13 protein-coding genes and 1 pseudogene are annotated in these 19,360 nt (G+C 52.1%); 4 read left to right on the plus strand and 10 right to left on the minus strand.

Translation table 11 applies throughout. The annotated features are described in order from the left end of the window. Positions 1-70 precede the first annotated feature (70 nt). A pseudogene (locus LG52_RS12260) lies at positions 71-1,192 on the plus strand (IS1634 family transposase); the annotation flags it as partial. A gap of 388 nt (positions 1,193-1,580) precedes the next feature. On the opposite strand, the gene LG52_RS12265 reads toward LG52_RS12260, so the two are convergent. The 5 genes from LG52_RS12265 to LG52_RS12285 form a co-directional block, all read right to left on the minus strand. Then, complete coding sequence (locus LG52_RS12265; protein ID WP_156133407.1) at positions 1,581-2,621, minus strand: LacI family DNA-binding transcriptional regulator; 1,041 nt, start codon at positions 2,619-2,621, stop codon at positions 1,581-1,583. After that, entirely contained in the window at positions 2,622-4,157 is a 1,536-nt protein-coding gene (locus LG52_RS12270) for an alpha-amylase family glycosyl hydrolase (RefSeq protein WP_044732155.1), read from the minus strand. Between the two features lie 73 nt (positions 4,158-4,230). Further along, entirely contained in the window at positions 4,231-5,073 is an 843-nt protein-coding gene (locus LG52_RS12275; RefSeq protein ID WP_044732156.1) for a sugar ABC transporter permease, read from the minus strand. Beyond that, complete coding sequence (locus LG52_RS12280; protein WP_044732157.1) at positions 5,073-6,353, minus strand: carbohydrate ABC transporter permease; 1,281 nt, start codon at positions 6,351-6,353, stop codon at positions 5,073-5,075. Before LG52_RS12280 ends, LG52_RS12275 begins: the two co-directional genes overlap by 1 nt. A 70-nt stretch (positions 6,354-6,423) precedes the next feature. Beyond that, positions 6,424-7,698 (minus strand): sugar ABC transporter substrate-binding protein, encoded by a 1,275-nt coding sequence (locus LG52_RS12285; protein ID WP_044732158.1) that lies wholly within the window; start codon positions 7,696-7,698, stop codon positions 6,424-6,426. Positions 7,699-7,943: 245 nt separating this feature from the next. Here LG52_RS12285 and LG52_RS12290 point away from each other — a divergent pair, with 245 nt between their 5' ends. Continuing rightward, positions 7,944-9,719, plus strand: coding sequence for an alpha-glycosidase (locus LG52_RS12290; protein ID WP_044732159.1), 1,776 nt, complete (start codon positions 7,944-7,946; stop codon positions 9,717-9,719). Between the two features lie 108 nt (positions 9,720-9,827). Here the strand turns inward: LG52_RS12290 and LG52_RS12295 are convergent, their stop codons facing one another. After that, positions 9,828-10,688, minus strand: coding sequence for a helix-turn-helix transcriptional regulator (locus LG52_RS12295; RefSeq protein ID WP_044732160.1), 861 nt, complete (start codon positions 10,686-10,688; stop codon positions 9,828-9,830). A gap of 128 nt (positions 10,689-10,816) precedes the next feature. On the opposite strand from LG52_RS12295, the gene LG52_RS12300 reads away from it, so the two are divergent. After that, the gene (locus tag LG52_RS12300) at positions 10,817-12,169 is read left to right on the plus strand and encodes an MATE family efflux transporter (RefSeq protein WP_044732161.1); all 1,353 of its coding nucleotides are present in this window, start codon (positions 10,817-10,819) and stop codon (positions 12,167-12,169) included. A gap of 40 nt (positions 12,170-12,209) precedes the next feature. On the opposite strand, the gene asnB is transcribed toward LG52_RS12300, so the two are convergent. Beyond that, positions 12,210-14,057: an asparagine synthase (glutamine-hydrolyzing) gene (asnB, locus tag LG52_RS12305; protein WP_044732162.1), complete on the minus strand. Its 1,848-nt coding sequence runs from the start codon at positions 14,055-14,057 to the stop codon at positions 12,210-12,212. Between the two features lie 243 nt (positions 14,058-14,300). Between asnB and LG52_RS12310 the strand changes: the two genes are divergently transcribed. Next, positions 14,301-14,849 carry a DUF2777 domain-containing protein gene (locus LG52_RS12310; RefSeq protein ID WP_044732163.1) on the plus strand — a complete coding sequence of 183 codons (549 nt, stop codon included), beginning with the start codon at positions 14,301-14,303 and terminating at the stop codon, positions 14,847-14,849. 126 nt (positions 14,850-14,975) lie between these two features. Here LG52_RS12310 and LG52_RS12315 read toward each other — a convergent pair whose 3' ends face one another. From LG52_RS12315 to LG52_RS12325, 3 genes are all read right to left on the minus strand, one after another. Continuing rightward, complete coding sequence (locus LG52_RS12315; protein ID WP_044732164.1) at positions 14,976-17,816, minus strand: EAL domain-containing protein; 2,841 nt, start codon at positions 17,814-17,816, stop codon at positions 14,976-14,978. 123 nt (positions 17,817-17,939) lie between these two features. Further along, entirely contained in the window at positions 17,940-18,293 is a 354-nt protein-coding gene (locus LG52_RS12320) for a YisL family protein (RefSeq protein ID WP_044733240.1), read from the minus strand. A 143-nt stretch (positions 18,294-18,436) separates the two neighbouring features. Continuing rightward, positions 18,437-19,339, minus strand: coding sequence for a fumarylacetoacetate hydrolase family protein (locus LG52_RS12325; protein ID WP_044732165.1), 903 nt, complete (start codon positions 19,337-19,339; stop codon positions 18,437-18,439). Between the last annotated feature and the right edge of the window lie 21 nt (positions 19,340-19,360).

The raw sequence follows: 19,360 nt of genomic DNA on the forward strand, positions 1-19,360 counted from the left end.
CTATACGTCAAGCCATCAGGTCCATGTTGTCTATCAAAGGGGAATTTACACAATAATTTGGACTTGACCTGTACACGACGGCAACCTGCCGGATAAAACGTGGAATCCCGAGGTGTGGTCCCGTGTGCAGAAACAGCTGAAGCAGGCCAAAATCGAAGACGAATGGATTGACGTAGCCGATTCTGCGGCCATGACGAAAGACACGCTGGCGCAAATAAAGGCCGCCAACGCCTTTTTGATCACAAGAGGTCCTTCTTCGCTTCGGATCGTCAAAACCGCGCTCACCGAAGCCGATGCCCAAGACACGCCGTGGAGCGATCCGTTCTCCTTCGCAGAGAAAAACGGAGCCACGTATCGGGTGTGGGAAACGCCATCGACGTACGAAGGTCATTCGGTTCGGTTGATCGTCGTTGAATCCAGCGCGCTCGACCAACGAAAAGGAAAGACGCTCGAAAAAGAGCGAAACCAAGAAGCGGAGCTTCTTCGGCAGAAACAAACCCAGTGGGAAAGCCGTCTGTTTTCGTGTCGGGAAGACGCCGAACAAGCCCTAGCATCTCTAAAGGCGTCCCTTCGTCTCCGGTTCCATCGCGTCGAGGCGTCGGTCGAAGCGATCGTGCGCCCGAAAAAACGGCGCGGACGTCCGAAAAAAGGGGCGGAACTGGACATGGAGACGGTGTACGCCCTCCGCTTGAATGTGGAATTCGACCAAGATGCGTGGGAACAGGCAAGACGGAAAGCGTCCCGGTTTGTCCTTGTCACGACCGTTCCGGAGGAATGGAAAGGTCAGCCGATGGATGCGAAAGAGATCTTGAAGTTGTATAAAGGGCAAATCTCGGTGGAAATGAACTTTTCTTTCTTGAAAGACCCGTTCTTTACGGATGAGATTTACGTGAAAAAACCGAAACGAGTCGCGGTATTGGGCTATTTGTTTCTGTTGGCCTTGGCGATTTACCGTGTCTTCCAGCGCCGGGTGCGTCCGTTCATCACCCCGGAACGCCCATGAAAGGGCGCGGGAGGTCGGAAACTGACCCGACCGACCGGACAAGCGATTTTTCAATTGTTTTGGTACGTTAGGGTCGTCCTGTTGGAACTGCCGGATGGACGAATTCAACGCGCGTTAGGTCAGCCGCTCACGTACGAGCAGCGAAGGATTTTGCAAGGATTAGGGATGGACGAGAGCATTTACGTCTAACGGGATAAAGAATGACAAACGATGGTAAAAAAAGGATGCCATCGCTTTTGGTGTTGGTTTAAAAGTTATGCTAAAAAACTGAATAAAAAATCCTTTTGTTCCGCTCTACCAAGGTGCGAAATATGAGTTTATCATCATGAACGGTTTCAAAAAAAGCTAGGTTGCCTCAGCCCGGTAGGTACCGAATCACCAAGGCAGCCTAGCAGACGAACGGCTGACAAGATCTCCTTCTTCAGCTTGCCAACGATGAAGTGGAATGAAGGGGACGTTGTCAAGTGCTTTCCTTGACAACGTTTCCTCTTTCCACTACCCTGCGAGCAGCTGAAGAAAGTGGGGATTTTTCACACTGTCTACTTGACAGGGATATGTTCACTGCTTCACCAAATGACTACCTCCCCGCACACGACCCCCGCTCAACGAGCCGGTGCGGGATGATGATGCGCTTGATCGGTTCACTTGGGTTATTGATTTTTTCGATTAGACTTTTCGCCGCTTCATAGCCGAGCTGGAAAATGCCGATGTCGACCGAGGTAAGCGGCGGGCGCGACATCTCCGCAAGCAGCGTGTTGTTGAAGCTGACAATCGACACGTCTTCCGGGACGCGAAGGCCGATTTCATCGAGCGTTTTAAGCATCCCGAGCGCCATGAGATCATCGGCGACAACGAGCCCAGTCGGCGGCTCAGGCAAAGAAAGAAGCTCCTTCATCGCCTCTTGGCCGCCTTCTTGCAGAAATTCTTCATAGACAACATATTCCGAGCGGTACGGCAGCCCGGCTTCATGCAACGAAGCAGCGTAACCGCTTTGGCGGTCGACGGTCACCAAATATTGCGGATTGCCGCCGACAAAAGCGATCCGTTCATGGCCATGGGCGATCAAGTAGTTCGTCGCGTCTTTTCCCGCCTGCACGTTGTCGTTGTCGACATGGGTCACTTGTTCTGCCTTTTGGTGCGGCTTGCCGATGACGACAAACGGAAAGTCATGCTTTTGCAAGTATTTCATGAGCTTATCGTTTTGCCGTGAATAAAGCAAAATGACCCCGTCGACGCGCCGTCCTTGCAGCATCTCCACCACTCGCTCGTAAATGTCGTTTTCTTTTTCCCCGGTCGACATTTGCAAGGCGTACCGCTTTTCATGGGCCGCTTTGCTGATGCCGCGGATGACTTCGGGGAAAAACGGGTTTTGCAGCGCTTGGTCGGCCGAGCTCGGCATGACGATGCCGATGACTTGCGTCGTTTGGCTCGCGAGGCTGCGGGCGATAAAGTTCGGATGATAGCCAAGCTCTTTCATCGCCTCGCGCACCCGCTGCTTCGTCTTCTCACTGATGCGCGGGCTGTCGGCGATCACCCGCGAGACGGTCGACGGCGCGACATTGGCCCTTTTCGCCACATCTTTAATCGTAACGGTCATAAGCTCCCTCCTTTCCTTCATTTATTCATGAATCCGTTTCGCCCGTTTTTTCACTAAGTACAAAAATAGGAGAAAGAGCGCGTAGACGGCGACAATCGCCGCGATAAAGGGGATGTTGATCCCGGTTTTTTCCCGCAGCTTGTACACTTCCGCCGTTTCGCGGTCGAGCACAAGGTCGTAGCCGTCGTCATCGCCGCGCACTAAATCGTCCAATAAAAAGCCGCGCAGCTCTTTGTTTTTCGGCAGCTGATCGTTCGTCAAATGAACGTGCTGCGTTTCACTCGTGTTGTTAATGGCGATGACCGTTGTTCCATCTTCATATTGCCGTTTAAACACCGCCATGCCGTCTTTTTCATATAGCAACGTAAAATCGCCGCGCCGCAATGACGGCAGCTGTTGGCGAAGCGGGCCGATTTTCTTCAAATAATCGATGATGACTGGGTCGGCGCGGAAATCCATCAGACGGCGGTTGTCCGGATCTTGGCCGCCGTTCATAGCGATTTCTGTCCCGTAATACATGATCGGGATGCCAGGGGCGGTGAACAAATACGTCATCGCCAGTTTAATGCGTGAAATCGGGTTGTTGCGGTTGTCAATCGCTAGCTTCGTAAAGCGGACGGTGTCATGGTTGTCCAAAAACGACCCGAGCAAATACGGTCGGTCGTAAAACGTTTTGTTGTATTCCCAGACGTCATACAGCGGGCGCAACGACGCATCGCGCCTAGCAAGCGACTGCTGCACCGCGCCATACAACGGGTAATCGACAAAGCCGTCGATGCCGTACTTTCCATATTCAGCGATATAACGCGGATCATCGCTCCATACCTCACCGAGAAGGAAAAAGTCTTTTTTCACCGATTTGACTTCTCTCGCAAACTCCTGCCAAAACGATTTCGGCACGTGGCGCACCGTATCGAGCCGGTAGCCGTCAATGTCGGCCTCTTTGATCCACCATTTGGCAGCATCAATTAAATACTTTTTGACCTCTGGATTTTCTTGCGCCAAATCCGGGAGTCCATACACCCAGCCGTTTTCAAGCTGCGTTGGGTCGTTCCAGTCGAAAATCTCTTTTTTCGGGTGGAACCAGTCTTTTTTCGCCGGGTCATGCAGCCACGGATGGTTGTAACCGACATGGTTGGCGACAAAGTCCAAAATGACTTTCATATCGCGCTTATGCGCTTCTTTGACGAGTGTTTTCAAATCACCCAGCGTGCCAAAGTGCGGATCGACGTGGTAAAAATCTTCAATCCAATAGCCATGATACCCGCCCGGCATGTTTTTAAAAATCGGCGTCAGCCAAATGGCGGTAAATCCCATCTCCTTGATGTAGTCGAGTTTCGCCGTCACCCCTTTCAAGTCGCCGCCGAAATACCCTTTCGGATCGTTGACATTGACGTCCTTGTCATTGGTCGGATCCATATTGTTAAACCGGTCGACCATAATGAAATAAATGGCTTCATCTTGCCACATCCGTTCTTCTTTCTCCGCTGCCGCAGCCGGCGAAGCATAAAAAAGAAGGAACGGAAGGATGAGCAGCGCGCAAAGCCGGTTCCCCATTTCCTTCCCCTCCTTTGCCGTCTGTTTGTCCATATGGAAACGGGTCAGCCCACTATTATTATGATAGCGGTTCTTACCCTTTTGTGCCACCAGCTGTTAAGCCGGAAATTAAATACCGCTGCAGGAACAAAAAGACAATGGCAATCGGGGCGGCGATCAAAATCGAGCCGGCGGCAAAGCGGGTGAAGTTGTTCGCGAACCGGTCGCTGATAAAGTTGAACAGCCCGACCGCCAGCGTAAATTTATCCGGATCGCGCAAGACGATCGACGGCAGCAAAAAGTCGGTAAACGGCGCCATAAAGTTGAACAAGGCGACAACAGCCAAAATCGGCTTGGCTAAGGGCAGCATAATCCGGAAAAAGACGCCGAAGTGGCCGGCCCCATCGATGCGCGCCGCCTCGTCCAGCTCGCGCGGAATCGTGTCAAAGTAGCCTTTGACAAGCCACGCGTTAAACGGAATTTGTCCGCCGACATAAATGAGGATGAGCCCCCAAAGCGAATCAAGCAAATGAAGCATGTTTAACAAAATATAGATCGCCACCATCGCCATGAGCGACGGAAACATTTGCAGGACTAAAAATAAATACAACCCTGTTTTTCTCCCGACAAACTTGTAGCGCGAAAACGCATAGGCGATGAGCGCCGTGAGCAAGACTGACAGCACCGCGTTGGCTGCAGCGACAAACAAGCTGTTTTTATACCAAAGCAAATAATCGCTCTGCGGGCTGGTAAATAACCATTTATAATGCTCGAACGTCCACTTCTCTGGGATGAGCGATGCCGAATACAGGCTTGTTCCTGGATTGAGCGACATGCTGATCGTCCAAAGGAGCGGATAGGCGATGACGACAAACATGAAGGCGATAAACAAATAAATAAGCGCGACTTCCATGTGCGATTTCCATTTTCGGTTCATCAAATGTTCCCCTCCTCTTTAAAGGAACGGGTGCGCCGGAACTGGTAAATGGCAAACCCGCTGACGATCAAGCCGATGATGAGCGAGATCGCCGCCGCCATATTGTAATTGTTTGTCGTAAACGTCAAATCGTACACCCAAGAAATCAAAATGTCGGTGCCGCCGGCGTTTTGTCCGCGCACCGCCGGGCCGCCGTCATTGAACAAATAGATGATGTTAAAGTTGTTGAAATTGCCGGCATATTGCATAATCAACAGCGGCGCCGTCGCATACAGCACGTGCGGCAAGGTGATCGAGCGAAACTTTTGCCAGCGCGTCGCTCCGTCGATGTCGGCCGCTTCGTACCAATCGCGGGAAATGCTTTGCAAAACGCCAGTAAACAAGGCAAATACAAACGGGAAGCCAAGCCACGTCTGAATCAAAATGAGCGCCACTTTCGTCCAAAACGGGTCGGTCATCCACGGGATCGACAATCCAAACAAGCTTAACACTTCGCGGTTGATGGCACCGAATTTGTCGTTGAACATCGCCGCAAACACCAAAATTGTGACAAACGCGGGCACAGCCCACGGCAAAATCAACACCGTGCGGATGAACCGCTTAAACTTAATGCGCGGATCGTTGACAAGCAAAGCCAAAAACAGCCCAAGAGCGATTTGCATTGTCGTTGCAACAACTGTCCAAACGATCGTCCACGCGAGAACGCTGAAAAACGTGCTTTTCCAAATCGGAATCGACACTAAGTTCTTGAAATTTTCAAACCCGACCCAATTCAACAAATGCCGCGGCGGCGAGTGGTACAAGTTGTAGTCGGTAAACGCGAGCGACACCATAAACAACAGCGGCAGCACAACGATAAACAACAGCATCACGAGCCCGGGCGTCACAAAGATGTACGGAAATCCCCGATCCCACGCATGACGGCACGATTCGATCAGCGATGGAAACGGCTCGCCGCGCTGCCGGCGGCGGGCATCGTTGCGCGCATCGATGATGTTGGCGATATGCAAAGCGGCGGCAAAAGCGATGATGATGACAGAAACCAATCCTTGAATCAAGAGAAAAATCGAATGGTCGAGCATCGGGATTTCTCCCAGCGTCACAAGCCCCCAGAGCCCGATGTTTAAAAAATTGTAAAAGGTGATCAAAAAAGACGCTTCAATGACGATAAACAAAAGCCCTTTGATGTACCGGCGGTTGTACAATTGTCCAAGGCCGGCAAACAACAGCGACAGCGCCATCGCCACCGCCGGCCGATGGCGGACGTTTGCTTCCGGCATGCTAACTCCCCCTCTCGATATAGATGACAATGGTGGATAGGGCGATCCCTATCCACCGCGATCTCAATCGTTATTTCCCGGCGCCGCTGGCGGCAATTTTATCCTGAATCGTTTTGACCGCCTCGCTCAGCACCGCTTTCGGATTGTCGCCTTTGGCGATAAATTGCAAGGCATTGCCCATCGGCTCCCACACTTGCGACATTTCCGGCACGTTCGGCATCGGCTCGCCGTATTGGATTTGCTCCGCAAAGCCGGCGATCAACGGATCATTCGTAATTTTCCCATTCGTCAACGCTTTTTCATTCGCCGGCATTTCCCCCGCCACTTCATAGTAATGGAGCGAGTTTTCTTCGTTCGTGACAAACTTCATGAAATCAACCGCCCATTCTTTGTTTTGCGAATAGGCTGAGAGCATCCATGTTTTCACGCCGACAAATGATTTCGGATGCTCGCCGTTGTCTAACACCGGCAGCGGCGCGGTCGCCAATTTGTCGCCCAACGCTTCTTTATACGACGCAATGTTCCACGGACCGGTGATGACGACGGCCACGTTTCCTTTTGTAAACAGCCCGTTCATAATATCGCCCGTGATCTCTTTCGGAATATAGCCGTTTTTAAACCACGACTGGACGAGCTCCGCACCTTTGACCGCCCCGTCGTTCGCAAGCCCGATGTCGCTCGTATCGTATTTGCCGTTTTCATTTTTAAACACATAGCCGCCGTAGCCGGCAAAGAACGGATAAACGAAATAGAAGTTCGCCGCTTCCATTAGAAAGCCGTATTGATCTTTCGCCGCATTCGTTTTTTCCTTGGCGATGTTCATCAAATCATCCATCGTTTTCGGCGCTTCCGGTACTAAATTTTTATTGTAGAACACGCCGTACGTTTCGACGACCATCGGGACGCCGTACGTTTTCCCGTCATACGTCACCGCATTGACGGCGGTCTCGCTGTATTCGCCTTTCACATCGCCAAGGTCGACCGGGTCGGCCAATCCTTGCAGCACGATGTCGCCGATGCGGTCATGCGGCTGATAGAACACGTCCGGCCCTTTGCCCGCCGGGCCGTCAAGCGCCAGTTTCTTCGTCTGGTCGAGCATGCTGACGGCCACCATTTCGATTTTGATTCCGGTTTTTTCGGTGTACTTTTGAAAAATATCCTTCAGCGCTTGTTTTTGTTTTTCATCATCGTTCACCCACACGACGAGTTTCTCTGGTTTTTTGGCCTGTTCCGCCGTCTTTTGGTCGTTTCCTTTCGGCTGCTGGACATCGCGCTTCGGACCGCAGGCAGCCAGCACGCCAATCAACAACACGGCCATGAGAAATAAAGATAACGCTTTTCTCATAATCCCCCTCCTGTCACCATGACGGAATCTTAGCGGTACAATCATAAGGCAAACGTTTGCACAAATAAATTTTAATCCTTTCCATGAAAACGATTGCACCGTTCATCTCCATTATAACGCCTATTTTTCATTTTACAAGCCTTTTTTTCTATAAAATTTGACTTTTCTTTTCTCTTAACGTACTTTTTATTATAGCGAAGTATTAATGCAAACGATTGCTTCGGATAACAAAGGAGGAAAAGCGAATGAGGAAAGAAGCCATTCACCACCGCTCAACCGACCATTTCGCTTATGCTTATGACAGCGAGACGCTCCATCTCCGGCTTCAAACAAAGAAAAATGATGTCGACCACGTCGAGCTGCTTTTTGGCGATCCGTACGAATGGCACGATGGCTCCTGGCAGTTTCAAACGATGCCGATGAGGAAAACAGGGAGCGACGGGCTGTTTGACTATTGGCTCGCCGAAGTCAAGCCGCCATATCGACGGCTGCGCTATGGGTTTGTGCTTCGAGCTGGGGGCGAGAAACTGGTCTATACGGAAAAAGGATTTTACCATGAAGCTCCGAGCGACGACACCGCTTACTACTTTTGCTTCCCCTTTCTTCATCGGGTCGACCTATTCCAAGCCCCGGACTGGGTAAAAGACACAGTATGGTATCAAATTTTCCCCGAGCGGTTCGCCAACGGCAACCCGGCCATCAGTCCGAAAGGGGCGCGGCCATGGGGAAGCGAGGACCCGACGCCGACAAGCTTTTTTGGCGGCGACTTGCAAGGAATCATCGATCACCTTGACTATTTGGCTGATCTCGGCATCACCGGCATTTACTTGACGCCGATTTTCCGCGCGCCGTCGAATCATAAATACGACACCGCTGATTATTTTGAAATCGACCCTCACTTTGGAGATAAAGAGACGTTGAAAACACTTGTTCAACGCTGCCATGAAAAAGGGATCCGCGTCATGCTCGATGCTGTCTTCAATCATTGCGGCTATGAGTTTGTCCCGTTTCAAGATGTGTTAAAAAACGGCGCAGCGTCTAAGTATAAAGATTGGTTCCATATTCGCGAGTTTCCGCTCCAAACGGAGCCGCGCCCGAATTACGACACGTTTGCGTTCGTGCCGCAAATGCCCAAACTCAACACCGCCCATCCGGAAGTGAAGCGCTACTTGCTTGATGTCGCGACGTACTGGATTCGCGAGTTTGATATTGACGGCTGGCGGCTCGATGTGGCGAACGAAATCGACCATCAGTTTTGGCGTGAGTTCCGGCAGGCGGTGAAGGCGCTAAAGCCCGATGTGTACATTCTCGGCGAGATTTGGCATGATGCGATGCCGTGGCTGCGCGGCGACCAGTTTGACGCCGTCATGAACTATCCGTTGGCGGACGCGGCGCTCCGCTTTTTCGCCAAAGAAGACATGAGCGCCAGCGAGTTTGCCGACCGATTGATGCATGTGCTTCATTCCTATCCAAAACAGGTCAACGAGGCGGCGTTTAACTTGCTTGGCAGCCACGATACACCAAGGCTCCTCACTGTTTGCGGCGGCGACGTCCGCAAAGCGAAGTTGTTGTTTTTGTTCCAGCTCACTTTCACTGGTTCGCCGTGCATTTACTACGGCGATGAGATCGGCATGACGGGTGGAAACGATCCGGAATGCCGAAAATGCATGGTGTGGGATCCAGAGAAACAAAACAAAGAACTGTATGAACATGTCAAGCAACTCATCGCGCTTCGCAAGCAATATCGGGCGCTTCGGCGCGGCGATGTCGCTTTTCTCGCCGCCGATGATGAAGGTAACCATCTTGTTTATGAAAAAACGGATGGCAATGAAACAGTCATGATCATCATCAACCGGAGCAACGAAGCAGCAGAAATCCCCATGCCGATCGATGCGCGGAGAAAATGGCTGGTCAACCTCCTGACAGGGGAGCGGTTTGCCGCAGAGGCGGAAACACTTTGCGTCTCCTTGCCGCCGTACGGGTTTGTGCTTTACGCGGTCGAAAACTGGCAAGGCGACTGAGCGGGCGGTTACGGACCTACATATCGGCTGCCGGTGCAGCGGACAAGCTGCACCGGTTTGATTTTTTGCCGACCGTCCCCATCCTAATACCAACGTCATAGAAGGAGGTCAATTACGCCGCGCCATGCGCCGATATTCAGTCGGCGTGATTCCTTCCATCTTTTTAAACAGGCGCGAAAAGTAGGCGCCATCGTCAATGCCGACCCGCTTGGCGACCGCCTCGATCGTCTCGTTTGTCTCCGCCAACCATTGCTTTGCCTTTGACAGCCGATAATGCGCCAAGTAGCGGCTAAATCCCATGCCGATCGTTTTTTGCATGCAGCGGGTGATGTAGTCCGGGTGAAACCGGAGCTCCCGTGCAAGCATGTCCAGTGTAATGGGCTCGCTAAAATGTTTTTCAATATACACAACGGCGGCGGCGCTGACCTGTTCCGATGCGCTTGGGACGGAAAGTTCCTGTTTTTGCAAGTGCCAAAGGAAGTCGATGAACAACAGCAGCTGCCGGAGCGGCTGATCGATATCCCGCCGAATGTTTTGTTCCACGATTTGACTTAGCATTTGTTCTACCCGCTCGCGCTGCTTTACTTCGCCATATTGACGGATGGAGAGCCGGTATTGGATCGGCTCGGTGTATGTCGCCTCCTTTTCTATCACTGTCTGCCGGCTGACACCGCAATCGGAAACGACCGCAAAGTCTGGCAGCAAAAAATGAAGCCAAACCAGCTCCGTATGTTCTTCGCATGGGCGGTGCCCGTAATGTTCCCTCCCCGGGATCAACAACAAATAGTGTCCACTGCCAACCGCAAACTCGCGCCCGTTTTCTGTTATATATAAGCATCCTTGTTTCACATAAAGCAAATCGAAGACCGAAAACGTTCGGCGAACATGTCGCTTTCCGGCCGAAAACACACTTTCCGCCCCTTTGATGAATACCGGCAGCGGCGGCATAGAAAATGTGACAGAGTCCATCAGCCTCTCCTCTCTTCTTGTCGGAAATGTGCAAGCAAAATCGCTTCTTTCTCTTTCTATTATGCAATAAACTAGCTAAACTGGATATATCGTTCAAGTCGGAATAAGAAAAAGGAGTTGTCTCAATTATGCGTCAGGAGGCCAACGCGCGGTCGCTGTTTTCGTTGACCTGGCCGATTTTCATTGAAACGCTGCTCTATATGGTGATGGGCAGCGCCGATACATTCATGCTCAGCCAATACTCCGATCATGCCGTCGCCGCTGTCGGGGTGGCGAACCAAATCATCGCTTTAACGATCGTGCTGTTTAACTTCGTTGCTTTAGCGACGGCGGTGCTTGTTGCTCAATATTTAGGGGCCCGCCGGGAGCAGGAAGCTGTTGATGTATCGCTTGTATCCCTTGTAGCCAATTTGTTGTTCGGATTGTTTTTAAGCGCCATTCTCTCCGCATTCAGCGAGCCGATTTTGCGGATGATGGATTTGCCTGCCGAGCTGCTCGATGAAGGAACCCATTATTTGGCGATTGTCGGTGGATTTTTGTTCATCCAAGCGCTGATGATGACTGTCAGCGCCATTTTGAAAAGCTATGGCTTCACCCGTGACACGATGTATGTGGCGGTTGGCATGAACGTTTTGCACGTCATCAGCAATGCGGTCCTCATTTTTGGCTTGTTTGACCTGCCCGCGCTCGGCATCCAAGGGGCTGCTATATCAACCGCTGCCAGCCGTGGCATGGCCTTTCTCGCGCTTCTTGCTTTGTTGTGTAAACGAACAAATATTCCGCTCGCACCAAGGGCGTTTCGCCGCCTTCCGTTGCGCTATTTGCGCTCACTGCTAAAAATCGGTGTTCCGGCAGCCGGGGAACATCTTTCGTACAATACGGCGCAAATGGTCATTACATATTTCATTACATGGCTTGGCTCTGAGGCATTAACCGTCCGTGTATACACGCAAAACATTATGATGTTTGTGTTTTTATTCGGCATCGCCGTCAGCCAAGGAACGCAAATTCTCGTTGGCTACTTCGTCGGGGCCGGGCGATACGAGGAAGCCTACGCCCGCTGCTTGAAAAGTTTGTACAGCGCCATCGCCATCTCAGTGCTGCTGGCCGCAACCGCCTATTGGTTTGCCGAGCCGTTGCTGTCGCTCTTTACCGATGACCGCTCCATGATTGTTCTTGGCCGCAAACTGTTGCTGTTAACGATCATCCTTGAACCGGGACGCTCATTTAATTTAGTGATTATCAGCTCGCTTCGTGCCGCTGGCGATGTGCAATTCCCTGTCTATATGGGCATTTTGTCGATGTGGGGCGTCGGTGTGACCATTGCTTACGTATTCGGCATCGCCCTCGGATTTGGCCTCGTCGGCATTTGGCTGTCGTTCATCGCCGACGAATGGCTGCGCGGGCTGTTGATGCTTTGGCGCTGGCGGTCGCGCGTCTGGATGAAAAAAACGATGGTGCCACAAGCAAAAATGGCGTAGCGCCGCCAAATCGAATAAGAGCTGCGCACAGGCGCAGCTCTTATTCTTTAATGCGAATGCCGTAATGATCGAACCAAACGTGCACTTGGCCAAGGTAAGCGAGCAGCTGCGGACCGGTCATGAGCTGACCAAACCACGGCACTTGGAACAATTTCCCTTCTGTTTCAATGAGCGCCGTCAATTTTTCCCGGTCGAAAAACTCATGCAAAATCGAATTGCGGTCATGGAGCAGCTGCTCAAGCCATTGCTTGACAAGTTTCGTATATAGAGGATGGTGCGTTTTCGGATAGGGGCTTTTTTTCCGGTAGAGCACCTCTTCGGGAAGCAATCCCTCGAGCGCTTTTCGCAAAAGGCCTTTTTCTCGGCCGCCGTACATTTTCATATCCCACGGAATGTTCCAAACGTATTCGACAATGCGATGGTCAGCGAACGGCACGCGCACTTCCAAACTTGCTCCCATGCTCATCCGGTCTTTCCGGTCAAGCAGTGTCGTCATAAACCAAATCATATTTAAATAAAACAGCTCACGCCGCTTCGCCTCCTCAGCGCTTTCCCCTTCGAGGCGCGGCACTTCGGCGAGAGTTTGTTCATAACGCATTTGCACATAGTCGTCAAGGCGAAGCTTTTGCCGCCACTCATCCTTTAATAGGCCCATGCGCGCGTCGACCGAACGCATCCACGGAAATCCTTTCCGCGACAAATCGTCCGGCCGATGGAACCATGGATAGCCGCCGAAAATTTCATCGGCGCACTCCCCTGATAAGCTGACGACAAACTGTTCGCGAATTTGTTTGCAAAACCAAAGAAGCGAAGAATCGACATCGGCCATGCCCGGAACGTCGCGGACGATGACGGCTTCATGCAAATGGCGGAACAGTTCTTCTTGCGTGATCACGCAGCGATGATGAACCGTTTGAAACTTGTTTGACACCTGTTCGATAAATGGCGCATCCGTGTTTGGTTGAAAATCGTTGGCTTTGAAATACTGGTCGTTCCCTTCATAATCGATCGAGTAGGTGTGCAACGGCCCTTTTCCAGCTGCCGCGAAGGCATTGGCGGCAATCGCCGTAATAGCGCTCGAATCGACTCCGCCGGATAGAAATGTGCAAACCGGCACATCGGAAACGAGTTGGCGTGTGACCGCATTCGTCAATAGAAAGCGCAGCTTTTCGACCGTTTCCTCGAACGAATCGCGATGGACGTCGCTTTCGACATTCCAATACCGCCAAATGCGAAGCCCGCTGCGAGAGAACGTGAGCGCATGTGCCGGGCGCAGCTCTCGAATGCCGTCAAACACACCGTGCCCCGGCGTGCGCGACGGTCCGAGGCCGAACACTTCGGCGAGTCCTTCATAATTGACTTCTGCCTTTACATCGGGATGGGCCAAAATGGCTTTCACTTCCGAGCCGAACAGCAGCCCCCCGCCATCTTCTCGATAAAACAAAGGTTTTACTCCGAGCCGGTCGCGTGCCATAAATAACTGCTCGCGCTCCTCATCCCAAACAGCAAAAGCAAAAATGCCGTTCAGCCAATCTAGGCATTGTTCCTTCCACTCCATGTACGCGGCAAGCAGCACTTCTGTATCCGAGTGACCCTCAAATCGGTATCCTTTACGCAGCAACTCCTTGCGAATATCTTCTGTATTATACAGTTCGCCGTTGTAAACGATCGTATAACGGCACCCATTTTTTTGCCGAACCATCGGTTGTTTGCCGCCAGCCGGATCCACGACGACAAGCCGTTTATGGCCGAAGGCGACATGAGTGTCCAGCCACGTATTTGTATCATCCGGTCCACGTTTAGCGAGCGTCTCTGTCATGCTGTCAATGACCGTCCGCTCCCGGCGCAAATTGCGGCCGAAATGAACCCAGCCAGTAATGCCACACATACAAACCAATCCTTTCTTTTTATCAAAGATGGCAAGTTCTCACCCGTTTCCATCATCTCGTCCGTTCTTTTTTCACGATCGTTTCCAGCGATCGCTCCTTTGATTCACGATGGTTCTCCACGTCGGCATGATTCCATTTTATGCACCCCCCGTCATTTCGATGAATTGTCCGATGTCGGTCTCCACACGAATAAATGAGCAAAAAAATGGAGAAACAGAGGAGTACAAGGAGGATGAGAGACTTTGAACATCGAAGAACGATTGCAATGCATTGTGGAACAACCGCGGGCGTATGTGTATGGGACAGTGGAGTTCGTCAACGATGAATGGATCTTTTTCGACGACGAAGAAGAGGAAGCCTCTTTAGTAGAAGAAATAGCGGAACAAGGCATTGAATGGTTTCACGGTGGGCATTGGTTGTCCGGCCAATGGCAAGAACAAGGCGCCATCGCCACCGATCTTGGCATCTTTCCTCTTCAGAACGGCGATCGCATTCGCTTTCGCAAGCGGCTGACGTATGCTTATCAGCAATGGCTCTCCGCGCTTTCTGATTCAACCTTTTTCCAATTTGTTCAATGGCTGAACAGCCTCGGGTTCTCGCTGTATGACTGCTTGTATTGCTACAACGGCTTATTGTTTGCCAAATCATCCGGCGTGAATTTCATGATTTATGACAACACGAAACAAATCGCCAGCGTCCATCACTATTACGAACGCGGACAGACGCCGAGCGATCGTTTTGAAATTACGCTAAACAGCGGGGAACGGGCGATTTGCGCCCAAATTGGCTGAACTGAACCACTGATGAAATCAACGGCGAGACGCCAACGTTTTCCCTTGCCGGCCATTCCATCTAAAGCCATTTTGTTCCCAACAGAACACCGGCTCCCCCGCCGCCAATCGGCGCCGGGCGGGGGATCATGTTTGCTTTTCCGTCACATACGACGTTACTTCTTCAGCCAAAAGCGGGGGACAAATCACATACCCTTGGGCATACGTGCATTGCAAATCGCGAAGCCGGTCGAGCTGTTCTGGTGTTTCTACTCCTTCGGCGATCGTCTCAAGCCCCAATCCACGCCCCATCGTGATCATCGCCCTGACAATCGCCTCATCGGAAGCGTTCGCATGCAATTGCTCAATAAACGCCCGGTCAATTTTCAAGATCGTCGCCGGCAGCCGCTTTAAATAATGAAACGAAGAATATCCGCTGCCAAAATCGTCAACAGCGATGCCGACGCCAAGCTTCCTGAGTTCATCCATGGTCCGCAGCGTGTTGGACAGATGACGGAGCATCGAATGTTCGGTCAGTTCGAGATGCAGACACGACGGCGATAGACGCGTCTGCCGAAGCGCTTGTTTGACATCATCCACAAACCGCTCATGCTGAAACTGAACAGCGGATACATTGACAAAAATCGCAAGTTGGTCGTTTCCTGTCATCTCCTGCCATCGCTTCACCTGCTTGCAGGCCGTTTTCAGCACCCATCGCCCAATCTCATGAATCAAGCCGGTCTCTTCCGCCAAAGGAATGAATTCATCCGGCCGCACAAGCCCAAGCGTCGGGTGGCGCCAACGGATTAACGCTTCCATTGCTTTTACTGCACGAGTATGTACATCCACAATCGGCTGATAGCAAAGAAACAATTCGTTCTCCTCAATTGCTCTGCGCAGATGGCCACCCATTTCCATCCGATGCATCGCTTCTTCGTTCATTTGCGCACAGTAGCGCTCCACCCGGTTTCCGCCGCCTTTTTTCGCCATATTGACCGCCATATCGGCGTGCCGAAGCAGCGCATGTTCGTCCTCTCCATCGTCGGGGAACACGGCTAGGCCGATGCTTGCTGTAATAAAAAATTCCTTTTCCCCGTACACGAGCGGCTTCGCCACCTCACGCACGATGGAAAGCGACGTTTCCGCCGCCTCGTCCTCTGCTTTTAATGGGAAGAGCAGGCAAAACTTGTCCCCGTGGAACCGGCCGAGCTCCGCACCAACCGGCAAGACGCGGCGAATGCGCTCGACAAGCTGGCGCAAAATGTCATCGCCCGCATAATGGCCGACGCTGTCGTTAATCCATTTAAACCGATCCAAATCGATCAAGGCAACCGCCGCTTTCCGCCTCTTCCGCTTCGCTTTTTCCAGCTGGCCGGAAAGCAGCTCCATCCATTTTGTCCGGTTCGGCAAATTCGTATCGGGATCGTAGTAAGCTAAATACGCAATTTTTTCTTCAGCTTTCTTCTGCTCGGTAATGTTATGGCCAATGCCGTAAATGCCAACCTTTTTCCCATCGACAATGATCGGAATGTTTTTCATTTGGAAAAGAAGTCGTTCACCCGATTTCGTCGGCAGTTCCAAATGATAGGTCTGCACATTTCCGCGCAACGCTCGGTAAAAGTAGCGGGTGGCGCGGGAAACGTCGTTTGGATGAATGTATTTGAGCGAATTCGTATACAAAATCTCCTCCTTTTTGTAACCGAGCACTTGTTCAAAGGCAGGATTGACGCTTGTCAAACGACCATGCAAATCTGTGGAATAGACAATGTCCGTGTTATGCTCAAACAACGATTTGTAGCGTTGCTCCGACATTTGCAGGCGAACATGCAGGCGCTCCATATCGCGTGAGGACGTGGACATGAGCTGGGCCAGCGTCATGATTCCTTCCGGCGGCGCCGGCAATGGCAACGACAAACGGTTCTCCGCTGATGCCGCTGTCTCCGTCAGCGAAACAGCGGCAAACGCAGCCGGCCGCATCGCTGTATGTGCGTCTTTCACCAATACTTCGACAGCCGGAAAGAATGCAGCCTGTCCAAAAGCAGACACAACACTGTCAAACAGCGGGCGCGTATACCCACTGAGCGCCGCGCTGTAGTAAAAGAACATCCCCTCAGCCGGCTGCTTGGCCGCATGCATGGCGGCGTCGCGCGCGCTCCAGTAAAGGGACGGGGCATGAACATAGGAAAAGCGAACCTTTTCCCCGTTATGGACGTGACCTCTTACGGCAACGGAACCGTCTGAATGGAGGGCGACGATCGGCAGGCAGACATCACGCCCATTTCGTTCGACAAGAAACGGGAACTCCACTCCAGAAAGCGGCAGACGGTCCATAAATTCTTTGCCTAAATACCGTTCCAAATAAAGCGACGCCTTTTGTTCATTAAGCTCGTCAATTTGCTGATCGCGGCTTTTCGTGATCGAAAATGCCAAGCCGACCGGTTCCCATAAAAACGGTGCGACACAGTGGCCGCGAAGCGCTGTTCCGCTGAAAGAGACAGCGATTCCCCCGCGCTCAAGCCGACCGTCGGACGAAAATAACACGCTGCCCTCAGGAAGAGCGCAGCCTATGATGGCCATTCGTTCGTTGGAAATCGGCAAGCGGCGAAGCAAGGACGGCAAAACGAAACGGCGGTCAGAAAACACAAGAAGCAACGCCGTATCCCGGTGAATGGCTTCCCCTGCAATGAGCTCCGCCAATCCGTCCGGACGATCAAACTCCTCAGCCGGCAGCGCCAGCGATGAAAGGGTCGATGACATCATCGATGCGATGCCAACGGTAATATTCCCCCCTCCGGCCATTGGCAGCGGCCCCGCCATTCCGATCACATGGGCGCGCGGCCAACGGCGGACCAGATCTGCAACTATTTTATCTACTTCGCCCGCATCGTGGCCGGCGATTTGGATAAACTGCGGCTCGTCCAAGGAAGAACGATGCTCACTGAACAGACGATCCAACTCCTCGGCACGGCGGCAACAGAACCAACGCATAAACGACCAGGCCCCCTTCGCTGACCAATAACACCAGAAAATTCAAAAAATACATTTATTTTACCATTACCATATTTTCGTCTTCAACAAAAGCGGCAACCAATAGAAGGCTGCCGCTTCGCTTTAGAATAAGTCAAAACCAAGCGGCAGCAGCAAACCAAGAAACAGCGTCACCGCAAGCGCAATGATCCACTGCGTCCAACCCACCGCCGCACTTTTCCTCTTTTTTTCAGCTGCTAAAACCATTTCCATCGCTCCGATCACCCACAGCCCAGCAAGCGCCTTTACCCAATATAGCGCGGATATCGAGGCAATGCTATGCAGCAAAAGCAGACCTGTCACGATCGTGAGAATGTAAAACAGCCGCAACACCATTTGCACGATCTTGGCTTTGCCCGCCCCTTGCCGCTCCATCGACACCGCAAGGAAAAACAAAACAATCGTGATAAGCCAGCTCGTAATATGGGCATGCGTCAACGTCCATCCCTCCAACCATTCTTGTTCCTCCCCATCATAGCACGGCGGGCAGACGGTTGACAAACTTCACGAAAACGAAAGACGCCCTTTCTTTCAAGAGGACGCCTTTCAAACATCAATGGGAGCTTGCTCGCTTTCACCGTTTACTCTCCCACTTTGTTGCGCAGCGTGCCGATGCCTTCCACCGTCACCTCAATGACATCACCCGTCTGCAAAAAGCGCGGCGGATTCATCCCTTTGCCGACGCCAGCCGGTGTTCCTGTAGCGATGATGTCGCCCGGCTCAAGCGTAATGCCTTTGGAGATCGTCTCGATGATCGATTCGATGGAAAAAATCAACTGTTTCGTGCTCGCTTGTTGGCGCACTTCTCCATTGACCCGGGTCTCGATGCGCAAGTCATTGGGGTTTGGGACAAAACGGCGCGGCACAATCCATGGCCCCATTGGGCAAAACGTATCGAAGCTTTTGCCGAGAAAGTATTGTTGGTGCCGCTCCTGCCAATCCCGCGCCGTCACGTCATTGACAATGGTGTATCCAAATACGTAATCCAACGCATTTTCACAGCGAATCCCCCGTCCTTGTTTGCCGATGACCACCGCCATCTCCCCTTCATAGTCCATCTCATCGGTGACATCAGCATGGCGCAAAATCGTCTCCTCATGGCCGATGACCGTTGTCGGCGCTTTCGTGAAGACGATCAAATGCTCCGGCACATCGGCGCCCCCGAGCTCCAGCGCGTGATCGACATAGTTTTTGCCGACGCAAAAAATGTTTTTCGCCGGCCGTGGGATCGGGGCCAAAAGACGGACATCACTGAGGCGATAAACGTACTCCGGTGTCGGATGGCCTAGCGCCCAGTCAACCACTTTTTGCGCCCGGACGAGAAACTCCTCCCCTTGGGCAATCGCTTCCAGCATCGTCGCCGGCATCGTCTCCGTCCCATCCATCGTCCGTTCGGCGCGGCGCAAATGAACCACCCGGTCGTCTCCTTGCGGCACGGCTCCGACAAACGTTTCTCCATCGAAAAGTGCGGTGATCAGTTTCATCGTGTCTCTCCCTTTCGTTGT

It is taken from the genome of Geobacillus kaustophilus (genome assembly GCF_000948285.1).
In the GTDB taxonomy this organism is placed as follows: domain Bacteria; phylum Bacillota; class Bacilli; order Bacillales; family Anoxybacillaceae; genus Geobacillus; species Geobacillus thermoleovorans_A.